This window comes from Acinetobacter sp. SM1B (assembly GCF_003289665.1).
GTDB classification, from domain to species: Bacteria; Pseudomonadota; Gammaproteobacteria; order Pseudomonadales; family Moraxellaceae; genus Acinetobacter; species Acinetobacter schindleri.
The window spans coordinates 1,745,608-1,769,492 of the sequence record NZ_QMBM01000001.1 but is presented as its reverse complement, the minus strand read 5'-3'; the positions used below and the strand labels follow the sequence as shown (position 1 = coordinate 1,769,492).

At 43.5% G+C, this 23,885-nt stretch carries 19 protein-coding genes; 15 read left to right on the top strand and 4 right to left on the bottom strand.

All coding sequences use genetic code 11. From position 1 onward, the window contains the following. Positions 1-50 precede the first annotated feature (50 nt). From C8322_RS08535 to C8322_RS08505, 6 genes are all read left to right on the top strand, one after another. Positions 51-1,007 carry a sensor domain-containing diguanylate cyclase gene (locus tag C8322_RS08535; protein ID WP_005221321.1) on the top strand — a complete coding sequence of 319 codons (957 nt, stop codon included), beginning with the start codon at positions 51-53 and terminating at the stop codon, positions 1,005-1,007. A 578-nt stretch (positions 1,008-1,585) separates the two neighbouring features. Next, a complete protein-coding gene (locus C8322_RS08530; RefSeq protein ID WP_004810720.1) occupies positions 1,586-1,828 on the top strand; it encodes a DUF378 domain-containing protein in 243 nt (80 codons plus the stop codon). Positions 1,829-2,210: 382 nt separating this feature from the next. Next, positions 2,211-2,801 (top strand): DUF4142 domain-containing protein, encoded by a 591-nt coding sequence (locus C8322_RS08525; RefSeq protein ID WP_008305987.1) that lies wholly within the window; start codon positions 2,211-2,213, stop codon positions 2,799-2,801. 1,092 nt (positions 2,802-3,893) lie between these two features. After that, the gene (gene ubiH / locus C8322_RS08515; protein ID WP_111810511.1) at positions 3,894-5,102 is read left to right on the top strand and encodes a 2-octaprenyl-6-methoxyphenyl hydroxylase; all 1,209 of its coding nucleotides are present in this window, start codon (positions 3,894-3,896) and stop codon (positions 5,100-5,102) included. Next, positions 5,099-6,340, top strand: coding sequence for an FAD-dependent monooxygenase (locus C8322_RS08510; protein WP_111810510.1), 1,242 nt, complete (start codon positions 5,099-5,101; stop codon positions 6,338-6,340). The genes ubiH and C8322_RS08510 overlap by 4 nt, the downstream gene beginning before the upstream one ends. 174 nt (positions 6,341-6,514) lie before the next feature. Further along, positions 6,515-6,763: a hypothetical protein gene (locus C8322_RS08505; RefSeq protein ID WP_004810703.1), complete on the top strand. Its 249-nt coding sequence runs from the start codon at positions 6,515-6,517 to the stop codon at positions 6,761-6,763. A gap of 82 nt (positions 6,764-6,845) precedes the next feature. Here C8322_RS08505 and rsmI read toward each other — a convergent pair whose 3' ends face one another. After that, entirely contained in the window at positions 6,846-7,688 is an 843-nt protein-coding gene (rsmI, locus tag C8322_RS08500) for a 16S rRNA (cytidine(1402)-2'-O)-methyltransferase (RefSeq protein WP_004810701.1), read from the bottom strand. A 10-nt stretch (positions 7,689-7,698) separates the two neighbouring features. On the opposite strand from rsmI, the gene C8322_RS08495 reads away from it, so the two are divergent. The 4 genes from C8322_RS08495 (at position 7,699) to C8322_RS08480 (ending at position 10,777) form a co-directional block, all read left to right on the top strand. Continuing rightward, entirely contained in the window at positions 7,699-8,658 is a 960-nt protein-coding gene (locus C8322_RS08495) for a penicillin-binding protein activator (protein WP_004810700.1), read from the top strand. A 5-nt stretch (positions 8,659-8,663) separates the two neighbouring features. Then, on the top strand, positions 8,664-9,083 hold the full coding sequence (locus C8322_RS08490) for a YraN family protein (RefSeq protein WP_004810698.1): 420 nt from the start codon (positions 8,664-8,666) through the stop codon (positions 9,081-9,083). 139 nt (positions 9,084-9,222) lie between these two features. Next, a complete protein-coding gene (locus C8322_RS08485; RefSeq protein ID WP_004810697.1) occupies positions 9,223-9,906 on the top strand; it encodes a BON domain-containing protein in 684 nt (227 codons plus the stop codon). After that, positions 9,896-10,777 (top strand): alpha/beta hydrolase, encoded by an 882-nt coding sequence (locus C8322_RS08480; RefSeq protein WP_004810694.1) that lies wholly within the window; start codon positions 9,896-9,898, stop codon positions 10,775-10,777. The genes C8322_RS08485 and C8322_RS08480 overlap by 11 nt, the downstream gene beginning before the upstream one ends. Before the next feature lie 61 nt (positions 10,778-10,838). Here the strand turns inward: C8322_RS08480 and nudC are convergent, their stop codons facing one another. From nudC to dnaQ, 3 genes are all read right to left on the bottom strand, one after another. Further along, positions 10,839-11,615 (bottom strand): NAD(+) diphosphatase, encoded by a 777-nt coding sequence (gene nudC / locus C8322_RS08475; protein ID WP_004810692.1) that lies wholly within the window; start codon positions 11,613-11,615, stop codon positions 10,839-10,841. Beyond that, on the bottom strand, positions 11,615-13,258 hold the full coding sequence (locus tag C8322_RS08470; protein ID WP_004810691.1) for a hypothetical protein: 1,644 nt from the start codon (positions 13,256-13,258) through the stop codon (positions 11,615-11,617). Before C8322_RS08470 ends, nudC begins: the two co-directional genes overlap by 1 nt. Positions 13,259-13,385: 127 nt before the next feature. Beyond that, positions 13,386-14,789: a DNA polymerase III subunit epsilon gene (dnaQ, locus tag C8322_RS08465; RefSeq protein WP_034424132.1), complete on the bottom strand. Its 1,404-nt coding sequence runs from the start codon at positions 14,787-14,789 to the stop codon at positions 13,386-13,388. A gap of 206 nt (positions 14,790-14,995) precedes the next feature. Here dnaQ and C8322_RS08460 point away from each other — a divergent pair, with 206 nt between their 5' ends. From C8322_RS08460 to C8322_RS08440, 5 genes are read left to right on the top strand one after another with little or no spacing between them, the layout of a single operon-like run. Continuing rightward, on the top strand, positions 14,996-18,316 hold the full coding sequence (locus C8322_RS08460; protein WP_004810688.1) for a LysM peptidoglycan-binding domain-containing protein: 3,321 nt from the start codon (positions 14,996-14,998) through the stop codon (positions 18,314-18,316). A 27-nt stretch (positions 18,317-18,343) separates the two neighbouring features. Next, complete coding sequence (locus C8322_RS08455) at positions 18,344-20,185, top strand: extracellular solute-binding protein (protein WP_004810686.1); 1,842 nt, start codon at positions 18,344-18,346, stop codon at positions 20,183-20,185. Between the two features lie 18 nt (positions 20,186-20,203). After that, the gene (locus tag C8322_RS08450) at positions 20,204-21,271 is read left to right on the top strand and encodes a microcin C ABC transporter permease YejB (protein WP_004810685.1); all 1,068 of its coding nucleotides are present in this window, start codon (positions 20,204-20,206) and stop codon (positions 21,269-21,271) included. Continuing rightward, on the top strand, positions 21,271-22,284 hold the full coding sequence (locus C8322_RS08445; protein ID WP_004810683.1) for an ABC transporter permease: 1,014 nt from the start codon (positions 21,271-21,273) through the stop codon (positions 22,282-22,284). The genes C8322_RS08450 and C8322_RS08445 overlap by 1 nt, the downstream gene beginning before the upstream one ends. Continuing rightward, complete coding sequence (locus C8322_RS08440; protein ID WP_004810682.1) at positions 22,259-23,845, top strand: ABC transporter ATP-binding protein; 1,587 nt, start codon at positions 22,259-22,261, stop codon at positions 23,843-23,845. The genes C8322_RS08445 and C8322_RS08440 overlap by 26 nt, the downstream gene beginning before the upstream one ends. Positions 23,846-23,885: the final 40 nt, after the last annotated feature.

Below are 23,885 nucleotides of genomic sequence, written 5' to 3'. Positions count from 1 at the left end.
TGGCTCAATTAGGGGCGCTTTGCATTTCAAATCTTTGTGCAACAAAGCCCATGCACAGTATAAAATTTCATAATTTTGAAGAAGCGGGCAAGCAGGTACTTCAATATCTTCATCAGCATTTGGGTTTTGGCTTATGGATGATCACTCGTGTAGAAAATGATGATTGGATTATTCTCCAGGCAGAAAATCAAAAATATAATGTTAAGCCAGGCGAAGTATTTGGTTGGGCGGATTCATTTTGCTATCACATGGTACAGGGAAAAACTCCTAAAATAGCGCCATGTTCTAACGAAATCGAACTATATTCAAAAGCACCAATAAATAACAAACTGTCGATCAAATCTTATATTGGTGAGCCACTATTTAATGAAGATGGATCAATTTTTGGAACAATTTGCGCTATTGATGATAAGCCCCATTCTGAGGATATTTTAAAAGATGCGGCACTCATTTCGCTTTTAGGCAGTTTATTGAGCTCAATTTTACAAAGTGAATTGCGGGAAAATAAACAGAGACGTTTACGTGAACGTTATGAGGTAGAAGCGCTCACCGATAGTTTAACCGGACTGTATAATCGCCGCGCCTGGGATCAGCTGTTAGAAGCTGAGGAGGGACGCTGTCAACGTTATGGCTTACCAGCTGCAATATTTAGCATCGACCTGAATGATTTAAAGCAGGTGAATGACCAGTTTGGACACGAAGCAGGAGACCAGTTAATTCAGCGTACTTCAGATGTACTGGTAGAACATATGCGTGTTAATGATGTGATTGCACGTATGGGTGGGGATGAATTTACGATTTTATGTCCTGAGACCAAAGCTGAAGACGCAGCGATTTTATATCGCCGTTTAAGTGAAATATTTGCAGCTGCCAATATTCATGTGGCAATTGGCTATGCAGTCCGTCAGCTGACTAAAGATCTACATGAGGTCTTAATAGAGGCAGATAAGAATATGTATGAACATAAGAAAAAAGCGAAACTGGAAGCAGATGATTTTATAAGCTAAAACTCGTTAAGATCAAATCATATAGGCTTGGTGGTCTGCATGAAACGTTCCTTAAGGTGTATTTATTGAGAGGCAGTATCAAGGTCCCCCTTTGCGCAAATAAAAAGTACAACAATCGCCTTTCATCTATTTTCATCAATTACTAGATTTAGATATTCAATGACTGGTTACTGCATAGGGAAATATTTTGAGCGGAAAATCAAAACCTAAACTAATGAAATTTATTACTCATACTTTTAAACAAGCAATTTTTCCAGTCGTGGTAGGATGTTAAATCAGAATGTAGAAGAAATAATTTATAGTCTTTAGTTGTTTTTAAATCAAATAAAATTATTAAAATCAATAAATTAAATATTATTAATAAAATATTCAAAGCTTAATTCTGATTTGGTTTACGTAAAATATGAACAATTCAAAGAAAACCAACCCAATTAAAATTTAATGCTTATAACATGACATTTATTCAACATAGATCAACACAGAATAGGGACTTTTAGCATCAAGACTACATATTCATTTTACTATGGCTTGCATAATTTTGGATGAGAATTAGTCAAACATTAGCTTGGAGAAAAATCATGAGAAGACTTGGAACTTTAGACTGGATTGCCTATGCATTAGCCATTATTGGTGGCCTGAATTGGGGCTTAGTTGGTGCATTCGACTTTAACTTGGTCGCAGCAATCTTTGGTGAGCAGAGTGCTCTTTCTCGAATTATTTATGTCTTGGTTGGTCTATCAGCGATTTACCTGATCTATACCGCAACTAAGTTAGGCCGTCATGATGTCCATCATGAAGCTCATACACGAACAATGCATTGATAAGTCAGTATTTAAACTCACTTATTATTAGGTTAAGAAATTAAGTAAGTTAGAGTGAGTTGACTGCTAAATAAAAACGGAGCTTATGCTCCGTTTTTATTGTAAAAAATAACTAGATATAGATTTATATTTATATTTATTGCTTATAATAAATTGTTTAATTTTATAATATTTATATTGTGGATTTTGTCTTTATATAGAGATTTCAGAGATTTGTTTTAAGAAATTAAATTAAAAAGATTTTAGTCAATAATTTTTTACCTAATTTAATATCCATTTTATATATTTAGCTCATAAAGCTAATGAAATATTACACTGTTATTAATTTAATTCATTTATTTTATTAAGGCTTATCTAAATAACAAACCTGAGGGATGCCTAGATGAAAAAGATGACTATGAAGAACATGATCAAATGTGCTGCAGTAAGTGGAGTATTAGGTTTTGCTGCATCTCAAACTATGGCTATGGATCAGCAGTCTGCCAGCGAGAGTAAGAATCAGTCTAAAGCAATGCAGAATGCTCATCAGAATTTGACAGAGAGTCAAGTGATTAAAGTGGTAAGCACAGCCAATAATGGTGAGATTAAACAGGCAAGAACTGTTTTACCGAAGCTGAAAACAGAAGAAGCCCGTAAGTATGCTCAGATGATGATTAATGAACATTCAGCAAATGAGAAGAAAGGCCAGACACTGGCAAGCAGTTTGAAGTTAACCCCACAAGTGAGTGGTATTAGCACCTCTTTGCAAAAAGACAGTGATAATGTAGTCAGAAAACTGAGCAACTCATCCACACCAGATAAAGACTATATGAGCAGCCAAGTTGACGTACATCGTAAAGTACTGAATACGATTGAAAAACAATTAATCCCGAATGCTAAAAATGCTGAACTCAAAAATATGTTGACACAAACACGTACCGCAGTTGCCAAGCACTTAAAAATGGCTGAAGATATTGTTGCCAAAATGAAGTAATCTGACTTAACAAAGTTTTATAAAAAAGCCTGACATTTCTGCGTCAGGCTTTTTTATATTATAAATGATAATCAACTAATTTATATTAAGTGCTTTTAAGTGAATAGAGTTAAATTAATTTTCATATTTAATCTTAATTATTGTAGATTAGAGGTGTGATGTTCCATATTTATAATAATCGCCATAATTCTTCATGAATTCCTTACCATATATCCAAATTATTTAAATAAATTTTCCGCTTAAGTTATATTTTCTCTGTTTATTATATTTACAAATATTTTTTTGAATTACATGAATTAATTTGTCACTTTCTCTTTTTATATAAGAAAACTCTGCCATTTTTTTAGGTCCGAAGAAAAATAAAAAACAATCAGAGAAAATTCTAATATAATAATCAAGACCATATTTTTTAAACTTTGAATGAAGCTTGACATATTTTAAAGCTAAATTGCTAATAAATACTTTTTCAGTATTAAAATAACTTTTTCTGAAATCCTAAGATAATCTTTCTATTCTTACTCTAATTTGATCTTTATGCTCTAGCAGATAACTATCTGTCGCTTGAACATTTGTTCTATGCAATATCAAGTAAAATTCTAATTGACGATTAGAGTCAGGCATCGGCAGTCGATTTGCTTCTTCCTACGTAATCGGTTGATATTTTCAGGGATGTCATCAATTGGAAAGGATCCTAAATAATGCTCTCGATGTGGACTAAGCTGTGTTTTTACAATCAATTCAGGATTCTGTTTCCAGGTGACGACTTCTTCTTTCTGAGGAATATATGCTTGTTCTTTTGATGAACAGGCTATAAGTGGGACAATATAGCCGGCTAAGATAAAGCATTTCTTTATTTGCATTGTTTTTCTCTTTAAGCTTTATTCTTGGAAGGACTATTTAAGGTTCGTTTATAAAAAAGACACAGATCTGTGCCAAGTTTTATTTCTCTAGAGATTTAAGCGATTAACAAAGCAATATCAATTACAGCTAAACAACTAATTCATTATAAAAATAAAAATCTTTGAGGTAAGATTAAATCCAACATGATTAGACGTATCTAGACTTTATAGATACCCAGATAAGGATCAAAGCATGCAACAAGAAGTCATCATTGTCGGTGGTGGGATGGTGGGTTTAAGCCTCGCACTGATGCTGGCGAAAACCGGGATTGCGGTCAAACTGTTAGAAGCAATCCAATACCCAGATTATGATGATATCAATCTTGCTCCCTATCACTCCAGTTTCGATGCCCGTAACAGCGCTTTATCACGTCGTAGTGTACAGATTTATCAGGAGCTGGGTCTGTGGGATGCTTTACAGGAACATGCCACGCCGATTCTGGAAGTGAATATTACCGAACAGGGCAGCTTTGGTAAGGCACGTCTGATCGCTGAACAGGAAAAAGTCGAAAGCTTTGGTCAGGTGATTGAAAATGCCTGGCTCGGTCGCGTATTGCTGACACAAGTCAAAAAAGAGCTACTCATTGAACTGATCGATGGCGTGCAGGTGACTTCTCTCATCCAGGATAAAGACTTTGCTTATATTGAAGCACAGCGTGGCGAGACTGCTTTAAAACTGCAATCCAAACTGGTAATTGCTGCGGATGGTCGCGATTCTTTCTGTCGTAAGGCACTGGGTATTGGCGCATCGGTACACGACTATGATCAAGTTGCGATTGTCACAACCGTACAAACATCAAAACCGCATCAACATGTCGGTTTTGAACGTTTTAGTCCTTTAGGACCTTTGGCTTTGCTACCTCTTCCAGGCGAATACCGTCGTTCCGTGGTATGGCCAGTTCCTAAAGGTACCGAGCATGAATGGCTGGGTGATGAAAATGATCAGCACTTCCTGCACGCTTTACAACAGACTTATGGTGATCGTGTCGGAAAATTCCAGAAAACTGGTAAGCGTTTCAGTTTCCCATTATCGCAAGTCCTGGCGGAAAAGCAGGCAGTTGGTCGTGTGGTGTTAATGGGGAATGCAGCGCATACGATCCATCCAGTTGCAGGCCAAGGCTTTAACCTGTGTATGCGTGACGCTTATGTACTGAACCGTTATCTGGCAGAACAGCTGGAACAGGGGGCTGATTTGGGCGATGCTCAAATGCTGCAAGATTATGAAAAATCACGCTTGAAAGATCAGCAACGTGTGATCAAGTTCTGTGATTCAGTCGTACGTGGTTTTAGCAACCAGAATCCATTCCTGAAACTGATCCGTAATACCGGACTGGTGGCTTTTGAAAATATTCCAGGCATCAAGCCACTTGTAGCCAACTATGCAATGGGACTCAAAGCATGAAAGAACAAACTCAGGTATTAGATGCTGTCATTGTAGGTGGCGGGCTGGTTGGTGGCTTAACGGCATTATTACTTGCTCAAGGTGGCGTACAGGCCACCGTGCTGGATGCTGCACCGATTCTAGATGCTGAAAAGACACTAAGTGTTGCCAATCCACGCGTATTGGCACTCAGCCAGGCCACTATTCATTTGTTAAAAACAGTAGGGGTTTGGGAAAAACTTGCACGTCAGCAGCCATATACAGGTATGCAGGTCTGGAATAAAAATGGTTATGGTGAAATCAATTTTGGCCAGCCTTCCAAGAAAACACTAAAAGTCGAGCAGGCGCTGGGTTCTATGGTTGAGCCAAGTATTCTGAACCTAGCCATTCAGCAAAAAATGCTGCAAGAACTGAAAGATTACCGCACACAGGTTAGAGTTAGCCGGGTGGAACGCGGTGTGGGAGTCTGGATTGTACACCTTGCCGATGGTACCCAGCTCAAAACCAGATTGCTGATCGGTGCAGATGGTGCCAATTCCTTTGTCCGTGAACAGGCCTTTATTGACATTGATGTCCTGGACTATAAACAGGCCGGTATCAGCTGTGCCATTAAGACCGCACAACCCCATCAGCATGTTGCACGCCAGATTTTCCTGGAAACTGGTCCATTGGCTTACTTACCGATGGCCAGCCTTAATCTGGAAGAGGAGGGACATTGGCAATCGATTGTCTGGACTTTGCCAGAAGATTATGCCGAAGAATATGCAGCCTTGTCAGATCAGGAATTTATCCAATTACTGACCCGAGAAAGTCATCACATGCTTGGTGAAGTGCTCGAAGCAAGCCCACGAGCAACTTTCCCGCTTAAAGCACGTGCGGCTCAGCAATATGTGCAAGATGGACTGGCCCTGATCGGTGATGCTGCCCATGTGATTCATCCACTCGCGGGACAAGGTGTCAATATTGGCTGTCTGGATGCGGCAGTGTTATGTGATGTGTTACTGCATGATAAAACGCGTGGCGTCTGGGCACATGAGCAAACCTTACAGCGCTATGAACATCTGCGTAAGGGGCAAAATGATGCCATGATGCACAGCATGTCTGCGATTGGCTGGATAGAAACCACTCAACTTTTCCCTGTGGTTTGGGCGCGTAATTTAGGCCTGAAACAGGTTGAACAGCTGCCTGTATTAAAAGATGCTTTTATGGCGCAGGCCAATGGCTTGGGACTGCTCAAAGATACCCGCTACGCCGTCTGACCTGGAATTGTTATTTTTTAAACAATCATATGTAAAAAGAAACGAATTTGTTTAAAAAAGATACGATTTTTTAATATTTGGTACTAGGCGAAACACAAAGAGATTGCTAAATTTCAGGTAATTTACAACCTAGTTTAAATGCACATGTGATGGTCATTTGTGGGGGACATGAATATGACAGATATGAATGAATATGATGAAGCAGAAGATGCTGTCGTTGATGATGATGAAGCAAAAGCAGCAGAGAAAGGCGCTGCTGAAGGCGATGAAGTTGTTAGTGATACAGACGTTCTCGAAGCTGAAACATTGACTGTGACAGCGAAGCTAAAAAAGCGTCAGGCACTTGAAGATGAGGTGGCTGCGTTCCTGGCTCGCGGTGGTCGAATTACTGAAGTGCCGGCAGACGATTCAGTACGCGAATAAGTCGTCTACCTCCTGAATATAAAAAAACACCGCGGATTACAGTGGTGTTTTTTTATGCCTATCTTTCTCTGGAAAAAGCTATTTAGTCATTGGCACCCGTTAACTCAAGTGCACGTTGGTAAGCCACTTTCTTTTTGATACCGGTCAGATCGGCTGCCAGCTGGGAAGCTGCTTTCACAGAAAGATCCTGTAATAAACGGAGTAACAGCTTGTCGAGTTTTTCCTGATCCATATCTTTTTCGACAGTCGCTCCACCCACTACCAGTACGATTTCACCTTTTTGCTGGTTGGCGTCCTTGGCAATAAACTCAATCAATTCACCCAAGGTCATCTTTCGGATAGTTTCAAACGTTTTGGTAATTTCACGGGCAAAGCCAACCGGACGATCAGCACCAAACACATTCGCCATATCTTTCACACATTCCAGAATCCGGTGCGGTGCCTCATAGAAAATCATGGTCTGGGTTTCATCTTTGAGTTTTTCCAAATTGAGCAGACGCTGGCTTTGTTTTGATGGCAGGAAGCCTTCAAAGCTGAAACGGTCACTCGGTAAACCTACTGCGCTTAATGCAGCAATTGCAGCACAGGCACCCGGTACAGGTATCACACGAATATTGTGTTCCTGTGCAGCACGCACGAATTTAAAGCCTGGATCACTAATCAATGGTGTACCCGCATCACTGATCAGTGCCATGTTTTCGCCATTGAGCAAACGTTGAATAAGCTGATCTATCTTGTTGCTTTCATTATGGTCGTGGCAGGCTGTCAGTGGAGTGGAAATATTAAAATGCTTGAGCAATTGCATAGAAGTTCGTGTATCCTCAGCAGCAATAAGACTCACCGACTTCAACACCTCAATTGCACGATAACTAATATCATCTAAGTGCCCGATTGGAGTCGCAACAACAAATAACTGAGCACTCATAGGTTTCTCCATGTGGAATAAACAGAATTATAAAAAACGGAAGAATATTAAAAAAATATTGGGTTTGAGCTTATTGGGCTGCATCGGCAGCGTGCAAGCGGAAATTCTGGTCATTCTACCCGAATCTGGACCTTTGGCGCGAGCTGCATCGAATATCAAACAGGGATTCATGAGTGCCTATATGGCATCCGGGCAAAAAGTGCCGATTAAATGGGTGAATTCTGATCAGAAGAAAATGTCACAATTACTGAAACAGCATGTCAATAAAAAGACGCAGCTCATCGTGGGGCCACTGGCACGTCAGGATATTGAAGCACTGGTTCAGGCCCAACCCAAAGTCAAAACCCTGAGTCTGAATGACAGCATGAGCAGTTCACCTCAGCTTTGGCAGTTCAGTCTGTCTAAGCATGAAGATGCAATTGCTTTACAGAAGGTACTGACGAAGGATCGAATTCAGTATTTGCAGATACTGCGTCAGCCCGGAAGTGAGACCGAGCATGAACTGATGTTGATGTCTTTGCTCAGTGTAGGGGATCTGCAAGTGGATATTATCGATATTGCACCAAAATCTTTGTCCTCTAAACAGGGTTTATTACTCATGGGCAATCCGGAGTGGTTGGCCGCAATGCGAAACCTGCCGAAGAAACGGCTTTATACCGTATCCAATGCGATTGACCAGCATATAACTTTGCCTAAAGGTATTAAATTTTGTGACGTACCTGCACTGTATACTCATGCTTGGCCAGATGTATTGAATGCCTATCAGCAGGCGCCGGTGCAGATGTCCTATCAGCGGTTAATCGCCTTTGGTGGAGATGCCTGGCAGATCAGTCAGCTGTATTTAAGTGACCAGAAAGCCGAACAGCTACAGTTTCAGGGTCGTACCGGACATATTCAGGTCAATGCTGAGGGACTGCGACGTATGCCCGCCTGCTTTGAATATACCAGCAAGGGCGTCAAGCTGATTTAACTATTATGCGTATCAGTCAGCAATTGGGAAAATGGGCAGAACAGCAAGCGCTTGCCTTGTTGCAGCATCATGGCTTTCAGTTGGTCCAAGCCAATTATCACAGCCGTTATGGTGAAATTGATTTAATCGTGCAACATGCTCAAGAGCTGGTTTTTGTGGAAGTAAAAGCACGGGCAAGTACAGATTATGCCAATGCACTCGAGTCAATTTCCCTTAGCAAGCAGCGGAAAATGATGAAAACTGCTCTTCATTTCCTGCAAAATCATGAAGAATTTCAGCATTTTTTCTGTCGTTTTGATGTGATTTGTTTTGATTTTAATCAACATTTTGCAAAAACCATACAGCATGATTTTTGCAATTACCTTTATGATTCGCAATGGATTGAAAATGCTTTTACTTTTGATCAAGAGTTTATTAATCTTTGAACAACACAGGCTTTTCTTTGTGCGATTTTCTGTACAGAGATTATGGTAATGTTCAAGGAAAATAAAAGTTGATCAATATTGCGCGACAGAATTTATTAAATTGAACAAAGACGTATTAAACAATAAGGAGTCTTGCTGAGTGGTTAAACGTATTGTAATAACAATGTTATGTGTCGCAAGTTTATCGGGCTGTGCCAGCTTTATTTCAGGTGGTACAGGCACGGCTCCTGTCGGTACGGATCAAGGGGCGCGTACCCTTGGACAGGTTTTTATCGATTCTTCAATTGTGCGTACTGCAAAAATTAATCTTTATAAACTTGATTCACGATTCAAACAGTCGCGAGTCAATATTGAGAGTTTTCATGGTCATGTATTATTGACTGGTCAGGTGCCAGATGCGCATCTGAAACAACTGGCTGAAGACAATGTCAAAGCCATGAGTGATGTGAAAGCCGTACATAACTTTATTACTATCGGTAACCAGATCAGTTATGGCACCATCATGCAGGATACCGCAGCAACGGCAAATACCCGTGGCCTGATCATGAAAGCGCCTGTAGTTGCAGACAGTAAGGTACATGTGCATACCGAAGATGGCGTGTTATATGTGATGGGCCGTCTAAACAATGCTGAAATTGCTGATCTCAATCAGGTGCTGGCGCAAGTCGGTAATGTCACTAAAATTGTGACCCTGATTGATAATGTAGAAACGCTCAGCAATTCAACCAGCCAAAACTTTGCGACCACAGCTTCATCAAGTGCCTTGGTGCAAACTCCAGTTGCGATTGATCCTGATACAGTTGAACCAACTTATGCACAATAAGGTGCACTCTTTTAAAGCCAAGCTGTCGAGTCATCTGAACGTTGCAAGACAAATCTACCGGGATTTTCGCTTATATGATCTCGGTAGCTATGCGCTGAACCGTTTTACTCCCAAAGCAGGTTATAGCGCTGAACGGCATTTGGCCTATGGCCTTAAAGCGCGGCAGCGTTTTGATCTGTATCGTAGTGCACAGCCTTTGGCACATCGCCCCTTGATTGTCTTTGTCCATGGTGGTGCCTGGCTACATGGGGATAAGAAAGAATATCAGTTTATTGGTGAGGCTTTTGCCCGTGAAGGCTATGACGTGGTGGTTCCAAATTACCATCTGGCGCCAGAACATATCTTCCCGCAATCTGTGGATGACTTGCATCTGCTTTTGGATCATCTGCACACTGCGGCAGCAAAGCTGCAGATTTCATCAGAGAATATTGTATTGATGGGACATTCTGCCGGTGCGTTTAATGTGATGTCAGCGGTGTACTATCCGCAGCCGCATAAAGCAGAGCGGCTGGCGAATATCCGCGCTATCATTGGTTTAGCGGGGCCTTATCATTTTGACTATAAGGATGATCCGATCTGTGCTAATGCCTTTGATCAGGCAGTGCCTTATCAGCAGGTGATGCCACTGTACTTTGTACAACCTCAGCCTTTGAAGCATTATCTGTTTATTGCTGAAAAAGACGATATCGTGGGACATTTCAATAGTCATGATCTGGATCGGGTATTAAAGCAACATGGTAACCATAGTCATGTGATCAGTATTCCAAAGCTCGGACACATTACTATTGTTGGATCACTTTCCAGCCTGTTTAGCCGCTTCTTTGTAACCAAGTCTAGAGTACTGTGGGCACTAGAAGATGCATTTAAATAATTCATTCTATTGAATGTAAAAAGCCCGGATTTAATACCGGGCTTTTTGTTTATAAATTGGCTTACAACCAGGCTTGAGTATCATCAGCCACGGGCGTGCCTTGCGTGATATGCATAATCATAGAATGTGCAATGCTGCCTTTGAATGGAATTTCTGGCAGGGCATCCAGCTTAAAGAATTGCGCATCACTGATTTCTTCTTCCTGCAGTTTGATCTCACCAGAAGCATATTCTGCTTTAAAGGCAATCATCAGATTACTTGGGAAGGGCCAGGGCTGGCTGGCCAGATATTGAATATTTTTGACTTTAATTCCGACTTCTTCTTCCGTTTCACGACGGACTGCTTCTTCCAAAGTTTCACCGACTTCGACAAAACCGGCAATCAGTCCATACATCTGGCTGGTTTTATTACGGGCATTTTTAGCCAGCAAGATTTCATCTTTACCACGGGTAATCACGGTAATCACACAGGGCTGTACGCGTGGATATTGACGGTAGTGGCAAGCGAGGCAGACCATAGCATATTCTACGGCGTGGGCTTCGGTTGGTGTACCACAATGACTACAGAAACGATGATTGCGACGCCATTCCAGTAGCTGTACAGCGCGGCTGGCCTGTTCAAACTGGCGAACATTCCAGTATTGCAGTAATTGACGGATCGGAACGAGTTGCAGACCTGGGGGGATTGGTTCATCAGGGAGGAGGTCACGGGCAATCACCTGATCACCCGTACCGAGCTGTATGTCACTTGCTAGCGCTTCCACTTGGGGAAGCTGGAGATTTTCATCGACTAAAAGTTGCTGTTGTTGAAAGATATACGCAAGTGACAATTTAGACATTAGGCTACAGTTTTCAGTTTTTGACTACTGTCCAATGCTACCTTAAACATTGACTGTAATACAGGCTGTTTGCTCTTTAAATTGTCAATGAGCATATCCGCGCTGGCGAGTGGATCAAGCACGCGATTGACGTCATCGGCACTGAGTGCGGTAGCAGATTCAATCCGGCTTTGGATAAAGTCAGCTGTTGTGCTTAGTGCAGCCTGACCATTTTCAGCGTTCAGGAACAGCATTGCACCCGCAATTTCACGGATCTGATTTGGCAAGCTTTCTAATGTTTGCAGGTTCTGGTCCTGCAAGTAATTCATTAGGGTGTGGCTGGCAAGTTCGATCAGCGCTTTGGTCTCGCTCAGTAAAGCGGCATGTGCTTCATCCAGACGATCCAGTGAAATATTCATGTTATTTACACGGAGCTGTAAACGGCTAGAGGTATGATGACGTTCTAGTACCCCAATCGAGTTCATAGCAGACAAAATCACATTCATGAGCTGCTGGGCAAAACCTTCATCTTTCAACACTTCAGGTTGACTGAGTGAAGCAGCCTGACGAGTAAGATCATTAGAAGCTTCATTCAGGTTCAAAACCTTGAAGATGTTTGCCATGCTATTCAGCTGAACCTGCAATTCCTGAGTCTTTTCAGGAGTCATGTTGTGATAGTTGTATTCGATGTCATTACGAATCTGTGCCATTTCAGCAGTGACCAGATCACTGATGGTATGCATGGTTTCAAAATCAGGACCATATAAATGACGGCTGAAGACCTGTAATTGGGTATCGGTCAGTGAATCTTCACCGATATTCAGCTTGCTACGGATATGATGAGCAATGTCATCTTCCTGGCTGATACATAAGCTCAGTATATTCGCCAGGTCAGCAATGTTCGCCTTGAAACGGTCTGGGGCATTGAAATACTGTGCCATATTACGCTCAACACTGATCAGGGTGCGTAAACGTGGCTCGTTGATCAGGATCTCATCGATATGATTGAACGCCACATAGACCAGATTCCAGTACTGTTTGCTTGGGTGCTGCTCAGAAAGACCTGCCAGATAAGTCCCCACCAGTTTGATCGCTTGTAAGTCCAGATCGCTTTCTTCCTGCTTAAGCAGTTTATTCAGCGATAGCTTGTACAGGCGATGCACATAAACAGACTTCTCCAGTCCAGGTGCTTGCGGCAGATCAAAATCAGGCGTGATCAGGTCGAGCAGGGACTCAATCTGATGGCCTTCAGTAGTCAGTGGCTTGCCCAGAGCAAGTTCCAGCCGGTTTAAAGTATCCAGCAAAAATTGTGGAATTTTGACTTCACGCAAGCAAATGAACTCGATATAGCGCTTCAGCATGGTCGTCCCTTCACTGAGGGCGATCACTTCTGCCGTGTTTACGTTGGCAGGATTCCCCATGATCTTGCGCATAAGCTCAGCAGAATATTGAGCGACTTTGGCCAGGCTTGGCATATCGATCAGTGCAAGAACTTGTGCGCACTGTTCGAACTGGTTGAGCGCATCATCAATCCCAAAAGGCAAGGTCTGATCTTCTACCAGTGTGCTGACTGCTGATTCAACCAATTTGATCGAATTATCAACCTCATTTTTTATTATCAGTAAAGCCGTAGGGTCAAAATGTATAGAGGTTTGGTAAGACATTGATCTGCACCTTTCCTGAAGTTTTATCTAATAGTTGAGGCCTGCTGCAACTGGCAGGACATCTTTGTATTTACTATAACTGAACTGTTATTTTTTTTAACATAAATTGTTAACTGAATAATGGATTTTATTTTGCGAAAAGGCAAGGCGCGCCATGTTTTTCTTCATATTGTTTGACCCAGTTCTCATGTTCGCTCAGTTCTTCATCAGATGGCAAAATTACCGGTAGATCAATTTCAATTTTCACACTGCCTGAGCTGGCATTTTGTTCTTCACTATGTGACAGGGCATCCATATCAAAAGAAACCTGACCACCGGTCATCGCCAGGTAAACATCGGACAGAATTTCTGCATCGAGTAATGCGCCGTGGAAAGTACGGTCACGCTGCGGAATCTCATAACGACGTACCAGGGCATCAAGAGAGTTTTTCTGGCCCGGATGACGTGACTTGGCCATCGCCAGGGTATCCGTGACTTCACAGACTTCTGACAGGGTTTGAAAACCAGCCCGTTTGAATTCCATATCCAGGAAGTTCATATCGAAGGTCGCGTTATGCGCGATGATTTCTGCGCCTTTCAAGTAATCGAACAGAACTTGAGAAATATCTTCAAATAAAGGTTTGTCTTGCAGGAACTCATCAGTAATGCCGTGGACATTAACTGAATCACCTACCGGTTTTTTCGGATTGATATAAATATGAATCGAGCTGCCGGTGAGTTTGCGATTCACCATTTCAATCGCGCCGACCTCGATAATCCGGTCACCATCCTGATAATAGAAACCGGTGGTTTCTGTATCGAGAATCAGCTGACGAGGACCAGATATATCTAATGTGGCTGGAGTAATCACAATCTGCGGGTGCAATTGAGTCTCTACTAGCACTTGTTCAGCAGCGACAGACTGATTGTTTAAGTGAGTTTCCATGGTCACTTCAGTTACATCTGCCATGAGTTCATCCATTTCTTCAGCTTCAGCCAGTTCCAGGCCAAAAGGGTCATCCAGTAACCAGTCTTTTTCAGGCTTTTTTATATCTTGTATTTTTGTCTCAGCGCTTGCTGCAAAATCAATTGCTGGAACATGACGGGATTTTTCGCCATTTTTTAAGGCGAGATCCGCACCCAGATTAGCCAGCTGATCGGCCATTTCATTACCCTCATGGCCAGCATGTCCTTTGATCCAGTGCCAGTCAATCTGACGGCCCTGGCAAACTGCATCCAGCTGTTTCCATAAGTCAGGATTTTTGACATCTTTCCAGTTTTTACGTTTCCAGCCTTCGATCCATTCAGTGATACCTTTTTTGACATAATTGGAATCGGTCCAGATCACCAGCTTGGCATCTTTGGGACAGACAGAAATCCCTTCTATGGCAGCCATCAGTTCCATACGGTTATTGGTGGTCTGAAGCTCGCCGCCATAAATTTTATGCTCATCTGAACCGTTCTGAATATAGGCACCCCAACCCCCTACAGCGATTTCCTTACCATTGCCGCGGCATGCGCCATCCACATACAGTGTGATTGTTTGAGACATAAACCAAATCCGATCAAAAAAGAACAAGCTGAGCGGGATATTGTATAACGCAAATACGTTTGAATAATCCATATCTCCGCGATTTTTTAATTTCTTGTAACATTTAACGTCAAATCGCGGTAAATTATTAGCTTGTGTCGTCGACATGCTTAATTAAAATGGCATATCTAAAAAATAAATTTTATACAAGTTGTTTGGATTTCTTTATGTATAAACCAACCGCATTCATGTGGCAGCCATCGTTACCTTCATTTTTAAAAGTCTCAGTTCTCGGCACTGCGCTTGCATCCTTAGGTTTAACAGGTTGTTCGACGACACAAAGCGCGGCAGGGTCCAAGCATAAACAAACAAGTTCGAATTATTTAGGCGCCGACAGTCTGGATAGTCTGGAAGATCTTTTATCCGCGACTGATATGCGTGCGGTAGAAGGCGACCGACTGTTGGTACTGAAACACGGTGATGTGTGGAAGCGCATGACTGTCGGTTTCAAGATGAATCTGGATGTCTGGAATCCGCGTATTGATGCCCAGCGTGGCTGGTTCGCATCACGTCAGCCATATTTAGAGCGTTTAAGTGCGCGTGCTTCACGTTATTTATATTACACAGTAAAAGAAGCTGAACGCCGTGGTATGCCGACTGAGCTGGCATTGCTTCCAGTGATTGAAAGTTCATACGATCCGGCAGCAACCAGTAGTGCAGCTGCAGCGGGTCTGTGGCAGTTTATTCCAAGTACCGGCCGTATTTATGGTTTAAAACAGACCTCGATGTATGACGGCCGTCGTGATGTGGTAGAGTCGACTCGCGCTGCTTATGAGTTTTTAGGTGCATTATATAATCAGTTCGGTTCATGGGAACTGGCTTTAGCATCCTATAATGCCGGTCCAGGTCGTATTCAGCAGGCGATTAACCGTAATAAGGCTGCTGGTTTGCCAACTGATTACTGGTCGCTAAAGTTGCCGCAGGAAACCATGAACTATGTTCCTCGTTTCATGGCAGTGGCACAGATTGTAAAAAGTCCAGCCAAATATGGCGTGAGCCTGCCACCTATTGCCAACCGTCCGCACTTTCGTGAAGTCAGTGTTGGGGCAGCCAGCCTGAATGAAATTGCTGCAATTACCGGTTTAAGTCGGGCTGAACTGTATCAGTTGAACCCAGGGCATCGTGGAGACAGGATTGATCCGGACAGTCCGCGCCGTATTCTAATTCCAGCTGACCTGAGTCCCTCCATTGATGAAAAACTGAAAAAGCTTCAATCCTCTTCTTCAGGTTTATGGGCAAGCTCTACCAGCACTTTACCGAAGAATAATCAGACGATTACGCCAGTAAAAACCACGCCACCTGAGCTGAATAGCAAAACAATTACGCCAGCTAAACAGACACCGCCTGCAATCACGGCCTCAACCACGACAACTATTAAACCTGCAACGCCTGTAACCACTACTGCAAGCAAAGCGACGTCCCCAGCAACGACCACAGCGATTGTTACTGCCGCTGCAACACCAGCAGCTACAAGTACAACCAAACCCAACCAGACTGCCCAAAGCAAGACCAGGGTCAGCACACCAAGAGGTTCTTCAGCTTTGGCTGATTTTGCTGCGAAGAGTGAATTACCTATTCCAAGTGCACCGCGTATTCCAGTTGCAGTGACGCCGGTAACACCTGTGCAACCGATTCAGGTTGAACCGCCAATTTCTGCAAAGGAACGTGAACAGATTCGGGCGGCGGTTGTGGCAGAGGAAATTCCAAAGTCTGTAGATGAAATCCTGAAACCGGTGGCGACAGCCGCAGAACAGGCAGAAGTGGTGGAGGAACTGAAAGCACTGGCACCTGCGGGTACCGAAATTGTCGATCCTTATGATGGCAAGATTAAGCTGACTGCGATTCAGACCAGCCTTTCTGTAGCAGAACAGCAGGGTAAAGAACTAACCAAAGGTTTCTCTTATCCAAAAGGCGTAACGGAAAGTACCAAGGCAGATTCAGTCGAAGCGAAATTGAACCAAGGCAAGAATTACGTTAAAACAGATTCGGAAGTTGTGGTTGTTGCACCAAAAGGCAAGCGCAGTACCTACACGGTTTTACCGGGTGACAACCTGGCTTTGATTGCTGCTAAAAATGGAGTGAACTGGCGGGATGTGGCGAAATGGAACCAGATTGATCCAAATGCCACTTTATATGTCGGTACCACGATCTATCTTTATGATGCCAAACCTGTTCAAGAAGCATCAAAACCTGCTGCAAAACCAGAAAGCTATGTGGTACAAGCCAATGATTCACTCACCGGTGTAGCCAGCCAGTTTGGTTTAACGGTAAAACAGCTGGCTGACTATAATGGTTTGAGCACGACCAGCGGTCTATTTGTCGGTCAAAAACTATCCTTAAAAGAAACTGCTGCTTCTAAAGCGAAAGTTGAAGAAACCAAAAAAGCGGAAAGCAGTAAAGTTCAGACTAAGCCTTATACCGTTCAGCGCGGCGAATATCTGAAACTGATTGCAGACCGTTATGCACTTTCGAATGCGGAACTGGCTGCGTTGACGCCAGGTTTGACTTCAGGCAGCAACCTGATGGCAGGTCAAAAAATCAACGTACCTGTGAATGAAGCTGAATCTGCAAGCTCAGGCAAGAAAATTGAGCAGAAGTTTGAAAATATTAAAGTGGACCAGACTGCAACTGAAAACTATCAGGTAAAACGTGGTGAGACGCTGTATAGCATTGCCAATCAGTCCAAACTCAGTGTGGCTGAACTGGCAGCCTTAAATGGCTTTGCTGCCAATAGCGGTTTACGTATTGGTCAAACCATCAAGATTCCTGCGGGCAGCACTATGCCAGAGAATTATACTGTGCAGTCGGGTGATACCCTGACAGGAATTGCGACCAAATATAACCTGAGCATGGATCATCTGGCGAATCTGAACGGTTTATCCCGTAATGCTGGCCTGCGAGTAGGACAACGTCTGAAATTGACCGGAGATGCAGAAGCAGCTCGTGAAACTGTGACTGAGCAGGCGGTGAAAGGTGTGAAGTCAGACACCCACATAGTGAAATCAGGTGAAACCCTCAGTTCAATTGCACGCGAGTACAAGTTACAACTGAAATATCTGGCTGAGCTAAATGATTTGTCTGTATCGAGTCCATTACGTGTCGGAGAGCGTCTGAAGATTGATGGTGATCTGCCAGAAACTAAAAAGGTAGATGAGATCAAAGCAGTTACCACGACTGTTTCATCTAAGGCCACAGAAAGCTATACAGTGAAGTCAGGCGAATCACTTAACGCGATTGCCAGTCGTCTGGGAATTACCACCACAGAACTTGCCAGTTTAAATAATCTGCGTGCTAATGCAGGCTTGCGTGTGGGCCAAAGTCTGCAAGTCCCTAAACGTATTATGGAATATAAAATCAAGCGTGGCGACACACTGATCGGTTTAGCCTCACGTTATGGCATGGACAGTAGTACACTGGCAGAAATGAATGACCTGAAACCGAATACTCAACTGCGTATTGGGGATGTGATCAAGGTTCCAAATCTCTAAAGCCGAAATGATACAGGGAGTATCTGAATGCCGTTTGCTGTTGCAAAGCGCCTGATTTATATCTGTGGAATTTCGGTCATTACTCAGGGGGCTTGGGCTGCACTGCAGACCACCCCTTATATCGCCATTCATAGTCAGCCCAAATATGCCGGGCTGACACATTTACCCTATGCCAATCCTGCAGCACCCAAAGGTGGCTATCTCAGCCAGTCTGCCAATGGTACCTTTGATAACCTGAATGCCATGAATGGCAAAGGTACAGCAGCAGATGGCGTGGAATACCTGTTTGATACGCTCATGGTCAGTTCCCTGGATGAGCCGGGCGTGATGTATCCCTTGCTGGCTGAAAAAGTCACCTATGATCCAAAAAAAACTGCCTATGTGATTTATCATCTGAATCCCAAAGCACGTTTTAGTGATGGTACGCCAGTCACTGCAGAAGATATAAAATTCAGTTTTGATACATACACAACCAAGGGCAATCCAGGCTTGCAGATGTATCTGTCAGATCTGGATAAAACCGAGGTACTATCCAGGTACCAGGTCAAGATGAGCTTCAAGTCGAATAATAATTCGGAAATGCCGCTAATTCTGGCGCAGATGCCTATCTATTCTAAGAAAAACTGGCAGGACAAAGACTTTACTCGTATCACTATACAGCCCATTTTGGGTTCAGGACCTTATCTGGTTGAAAGTATTGATGCGGGGCGCAGCATTAGCTATAAACGCAATCCAAATTACTGGGCGAAGGATTTACCTGTTAACCGGGGTAAATATAACTTTGATCGCCTGAAGTTTGTTTATTACCGCAATATGGATGTTGGTTTTGAGGGTTTTAAGTCTGGTCAATATACCGTACATCAGGAATACACCGCACGTAAATGGGTAACGGAGTACAATTTTTCAGCCATCAAGGACAAGATGGTGGTGAAATACAACTTCAACCATGAAAACCCGATTCCGACACAAAGCTTTGTATTCAATACTCGTCGTGCACCAATGCAGGATATCCGCTTTCGTCAAGCCTTAACTTATGCCTATGATTTTGAGTGGCAGAACAAGGCGCTGTTTTATGGTCAATACCACCGTTTACAAAGTTATTTTGCTAATAGTGAGCTGGAAGCGAAGGGCATGCCTTCAGCTGAAGAACTGGCGATTTTAAAGCCTTATCTGGCTAAGTTAGATCCGATTCAGCGTGTTGGTGTGCTGAAAGACTGGAAATATCCAGTTTCGGATGCTTCGGGCTTTAATCGCAAGAATTTACTGGTCGCGCGGGAATTGTTACTCGAGGCGGGTTACCGTTATCACAATGCGCAATTAACTGATCCAAAAGCTAAGCCGATTCGACTTGAGTTCCTGATTCATCAGGATGGTTTGCAACGTACCTTAATGCCTTTTATACGTAATCTGAAACGGCTGGGTATCACGGTGAATATCCGTCATGTCGATGTACCTCAGTATATTGAACGTATGCGCAGTAAAGATTTTGATATGACGACCAATGTCTTGCCACAGTCTCTCAACCCGGGCAATGAGCAGGCACAGTTCTGGAGTAGTGCGTCAGCAGATCAGCCGGGTAATTACAATTATGCGGGTATCAAAAATGCTGTGATTGATGATGCTATTACCAAGGTGATTCAGGCACCGGATCGCCAGCAATTGGTGATTCGTACCAAAGTATTGGATCGTCTGCTGCGTGCTGGTTATTATCAGATTCCGACCTATGGGAAAGGCGGCAACTGGTATGCTTACTGGAATATGTATGAGCAGCCAAAGATCAAGCCAAAGCTTGCTGTTGGATTCGACTTCTGGTGGAGTAATCCACAAAAAGCTGCACAAGTGAGCCAATATTTACGTCGTCAAAAATAATAAGGAATATCACTGACAATGGGAACCTACATACTTAAGCGGCTCTTGCTGATTATCCCAACTTTATTTTTGATTCTGCTGATTAATTTCATTGTCATTCAGATTGCGCCGGGTGGACCGGTCGAACAGGCCATTCAACAGGCAGAAACTTTTCAGGGCATGGGCGGAACCACAGGTGCAGAAACTGCACAGTCCAAAAGCAGCTATCAGGGTGCCAAAGGCCTGAGTGACGAGATGGTGGAAAAAATCAAGGCCCAATATGGTTTTGATCAGCCCGCTCATATCCGTTTTTGGGAAATGCTGAAAAGCTATGTACAGCTAGATTTCGGCATCAGTTTCTTTAAAGATAAACCTGTAACTACATTATTGTTGGAAAAATTACCAGTTTCTCTGTCATTGGGACTGTGGAGTACTTTGCTGATTTATCTGGTCTCGATTCCACTCGGGATCCGGAAGGCGCGTCAGCATGGCAGCCTGTTTGATAAATCCACTTCGATGCTGCTCGCCGTGGGTTATGCCATTCCGGCTTTTGTCTTTGCCATTTTACTCATCGTATTTTTTGCGGGTGGTTCCTATTTCCAATGGTTCCCATTGCAAGGGTTGGTATCGGAAAACTTTGCTGAATTGTCTTGGTTCGGAAAAATTAAGGATTACTTCTGGCATATGACCTTGCCATTGCTGGCGATGGTAATTGGCGGTTTTGCTGGGCTGACTTACTTAACCAAATATTCTTTTATGGAAGAGCTGAGCAAACAGTATGTACTGGCAGCACGTGCCAAGGGCTTAAATGAATCGCGTGTGCTATATGGACATGTCTTTCGAAATGCCATGCTTATTGTCATCGCGGGTCTGCCGGAAGCACTGGTCGGGATCTTCTTTGTCGGTAACCTGTTTATTGAAATTATCTTTAACTTAGATGGATTAGGTCTGCTTGGCTTTGAAGCGATTGTACAGCGTGATTATCCGGTGATTTTTGGGACCTTATTTATCTTTACTTTGCTTGGGCTGATTCTGCGTTTGATCAGTGATGTGATGTATCAGGTGATCGACCCGCGAATTAACTTTGACTCGCGAGGTGCCAAATAATGTCACCGATCATGCGAGCGCGCTTGCAGCGTTTTAAGGAAAATAAACTCGGCTTCAGCTGCTTTATTATCTTTATCATTATTTTCATTTTGTCCTTAGGTTCAGAACTGATTGCTAACGATAAACCGTTGCTGGTGAGATATGACAGTTCACTGTATGTGCCGGCATTTAAGACTTATCCGGAAACCACATTTGGTGGTGTGTTTGAAACTGAAGCAGATTATAAAGATCCCGTCGTCCAGCAGTTAATCAATGCTAAGGGCTGGGCATTGTGGCCACTGATTGAATATTCCTACCAGACGCCAAACCTGGAACTGGCAGTGCCTGTGCCGTCTGAACCCACGCCACAAAACTGGCTAGGGACTGATGACCAAGGTCGTGATGTGTTGGCACGAATCCTTTACGGTCTACGAATATCATTGCTGTTCGGCTTTGCACTGACCATCGCATCTGCCGTGATCGGCATTATAATCGGTGCGATTCAGGGCTACTATGGTGGCTGGATTGATTTGGCAGGGCAACGCGTTCTGGAAGTCTGGGGCGGCTTGCCGATGCTGTTTATGGTGATGATTCTGGTCAGCATGTTTACCCCAAACGTGTACTGGCTATTCCTGATCATGCTGCTGTTCGGCTGGACTACCCTGGTTGGTCTGGTACGGGCTGAATTTTTACGGGCACGTAATTTTGACTATGTGCGTGCCGCGCGTAGCCTTGGTGTTTCTGATCGCGCGATTATCTTCCGGCATATTTTACCCAATGCCATGAGTTCGAGTCTGTCCCAGTTACCCTTTATGCTGACGGCTAATATTACCGCACTGACAGCACTGGATTTTCTTGGCTATGGATTGCCACCTGATGCGGCTTCACTGGGTGAATTGCTGCTACAAGGCAAAAACAATCTGAATGCGCCGTGGCTGGCTTTATCCGGCTTCTTTACGCTGGCCATAGTTCTATCTTTACTGATCTATATTGGGGAGGCGACGCGTGATGCATTCGATCCAAGACGTCAATAACGCAACACCGCTTCTACAGGTCGGAAATCTGCAGATCAGCAGTCTAGATCAGGTGCTGGTACAGCAGCTGAGTTTTGAACTGTCTGCCGGGCAGACCTTGGCGATTGTCGGTGAAAGCGGTTCAGGTAAATCGATTAGTACTCTGGCAATCTTGGGTTTGTTGCCAAGAAATTTAAAGGTACAAGGCCGGGCGGTATTAGATGGTCAGAATTTACTGACGCTTTCTCAGCTCCAATTACGTCAGATTCGCGGCAAGAAAATTGCCATGATCTTTCAGGAGCCGATGACGGCACTCAATCCCTTGCATCGGGTAGAAAAGATCATTGGCGAAACCTTGTTGTTGCAGGGCTGGTCTAAAGCCAAGGCACGAGAACGGGTGCTGGAGTTACTGAAGGATGTTGGTATTCCTGAACCTGAGGACAAACTAAGACGTTATCCGCATGAATTATCTGGTGGCCAGCGTCAGCGCGTGATGATTGCCATGGCATTGGCACTAGATCCAGATATCCTGATTGCAGATGAACCAACTACAGCACTCGATGTCACCTTGCAAGCCCAGATTTTACATTTGCTGAAATCTTTACAGCAGAGTCGGCAGATGGCGATGATTCTGATCAGTCATGACCTGAATCTGGTGAGACGCTATGCTGATCAGGTGATTGTCATGAACAAGGGCTGCGTTGAAGAGCAAGGTGGAGTACCACAAATCTTTAATTCACCCCAATCAACTTATACCCAAGACTTGCTCAATCATGATTTTGGTCAGGCACTGCCTTTAGAGCAAACTGAAACCTTGCTCGAACTCAAGCAGGTAGAAGTCAAATTTCCCATTAAACGGGGTCTACTGAATCGCATTAAGGGCTATGTCACTGCTGTCGAACCGCTCAATTTAAGCATGCTGCAGGGACAATCGATTGGAGTGGTGGGTGAAAGTGGTTCAGGTAAAAGTTCACTTGCTTTAGCCATAGCACGATTGATTGAAAGCCACGGTCAAATCCTTTTGGAAAATCAGGATTTGAATCAATTGTCTGAAAAAGCTTTGCGACCATTACGTAGTAATTTTCAGGTCGTCTTCCAGGATCCATTTAGCAGTCTGAATCCGCGTATGACCATTGAACAGATCATTGGTGAAGGGTTGGGCTTGAAGGCGATGACCGAGGAGCAAATCCGTAGTCGTGTCGAGGAAGCTTTAGTGCGGGTAGAGCTGCCCGCATCTTTTAAAGACCGCTATCCGCATGAGCTTTCTGGGGGGCAGCGTCAGCGTGTATCATTGGCAAGAGCATTGATTTTAGAGCCAAAACTTTTAATTCTGGATGAGCCGACTTCTGCGCTGGACCGTACTACACAACGTGCAATTGTGAAACTGTTACGTCGTATCCAACAGGAAGAAGGAATTAGCTACCTGTTTATCAGTCATGACTTACAAGTGGTACGTGCACTCTGCCAGCAGGTTTTAGTACTGCATCATGCACAAGTTATGGAGGTTCAGGAGACTGAACAATTATTCCTGCACCCACAAACTGACTATACCCGCCAGTTAATTGCAGCCAGCCAATATTAAAACTACAAATCTTTTTAAATGAAATTGACATGGGTCATTG

Coding starts and splice junctions, on each gene's coding strand:
- C8322_RS08535 (WP_005221321.1), top strand. CDS start 51: ATGCACAGTATAAAATTTCATAATTTTGAAGAAGCGGGCAAGCAGGTA.
- C8322_RS08530 (WP_004810720.1), top strand. CDS start 1,586: ATGAGAAGACTTGGAACTTTAGACTGGATTGCCTATGCATTAGCCATT.
- C8322_RS08525 (WP_008305987.1), top strand. CDS start 2,211: ATGAAAAAGATGACTATGAAGAACATGATCAAATGTGCTGCAGTAAGT.
- ubiH (WP_111810511.1), top strand. CDS start 3,894: ATGCAACAAGAAGTCATCATTGTCGGTGGTGGGATGGTGGGTTTAAGC.
- C8322_RS08510 (WP_111810510.1), top strand. CDS start 5,099: ATGAAAGAACAAACTCAGGTATTAGATGCTGTCATTGTAGGTGGCGGG.
- C8322_RS08505 (WP_004810703.1), top strand. CDS start 6,515: ATGACAGATATGAATGAATATGATGAAGCAGAAGATGCTGTCGTTGAT.
- rsmI (WP_004810701.1), bottom strand. CDS start 7,688: ATGAGTGCTCAGTTATTTGTTGTTGCGACTCCAATCGGGCACTTAGAT.
- C8322_RS08495 (WP_004810700.1), top strand. CDS start 7,699: ATGTGGAATAAACAGAATTATAAAAAACGGAAGAATATTAAAAAAATA.
- C8322_RS08490 (WP_004810698.1), top strand. CDS start 8,664: ATGCGTATCAGTCAGCAATTGGGAAAATGGGCAGAACAGCAAGCGCTT.
- C8322_RS08480 (WP_004810694.1), top strand. CDS start 9,896: ATGCACAATAAGGTGCACTCTTTTAAAGCCAAGCTGTCGAGTCATCTG.
- nudC (WP_004810692.1), bottom strand. CDS start 11,615: ATGTCTAAATTGTCACTTGCGTATATCTTTCAACAACAGCAACTTTTA.
- C8322_RS08470 (WP_004810691.1), bottom strand. CDS start 13,258: ATGTCTTACCAAACCTCTATACATTTTGACCCTACGGCTTTACTGATA.
- dnaQ (WP_034424132.1), bottom strand. CDS start 14,789: ATGTCTCAAACAATCACACTGTATGTGGATGGCGCATGCCGCGGCAAT.
- C8322_RS08460 (WP_004810688.1), top strand. CDS start 14,996: ATGTATAAACCAACCGCATTCATGTGGCAGCCATCGTTACCTTCATTT.
- C8322_RS08455 (WP_004810686.1), top strand. CDS start 18,344: ATGCCGTTTGCTGTTGCAAAGCGCCTGATTTATATCTGTGGAATTTCG.
- C8322_RS08450 (WP_004810685.1), top strand. CDS start 20,204: ATGGGAACCTACATACTTAAGCGGCTCTTGCTGATTATCCCAACTTTA.
- C8322_RS08445 (WP_004810683.1), top strand. CDS start 21,271: ATGTCACCGATCATGCGAGCGCGCTTGCAGCGTTTTAAGGAAAATAAA.
- C8322_RS08440 (WP_004810682.1), top strand. CDS start 22,259: ATGCATTCGATCCAAGACGTCAATAACGCAACACCGCTTCTACAGGTC.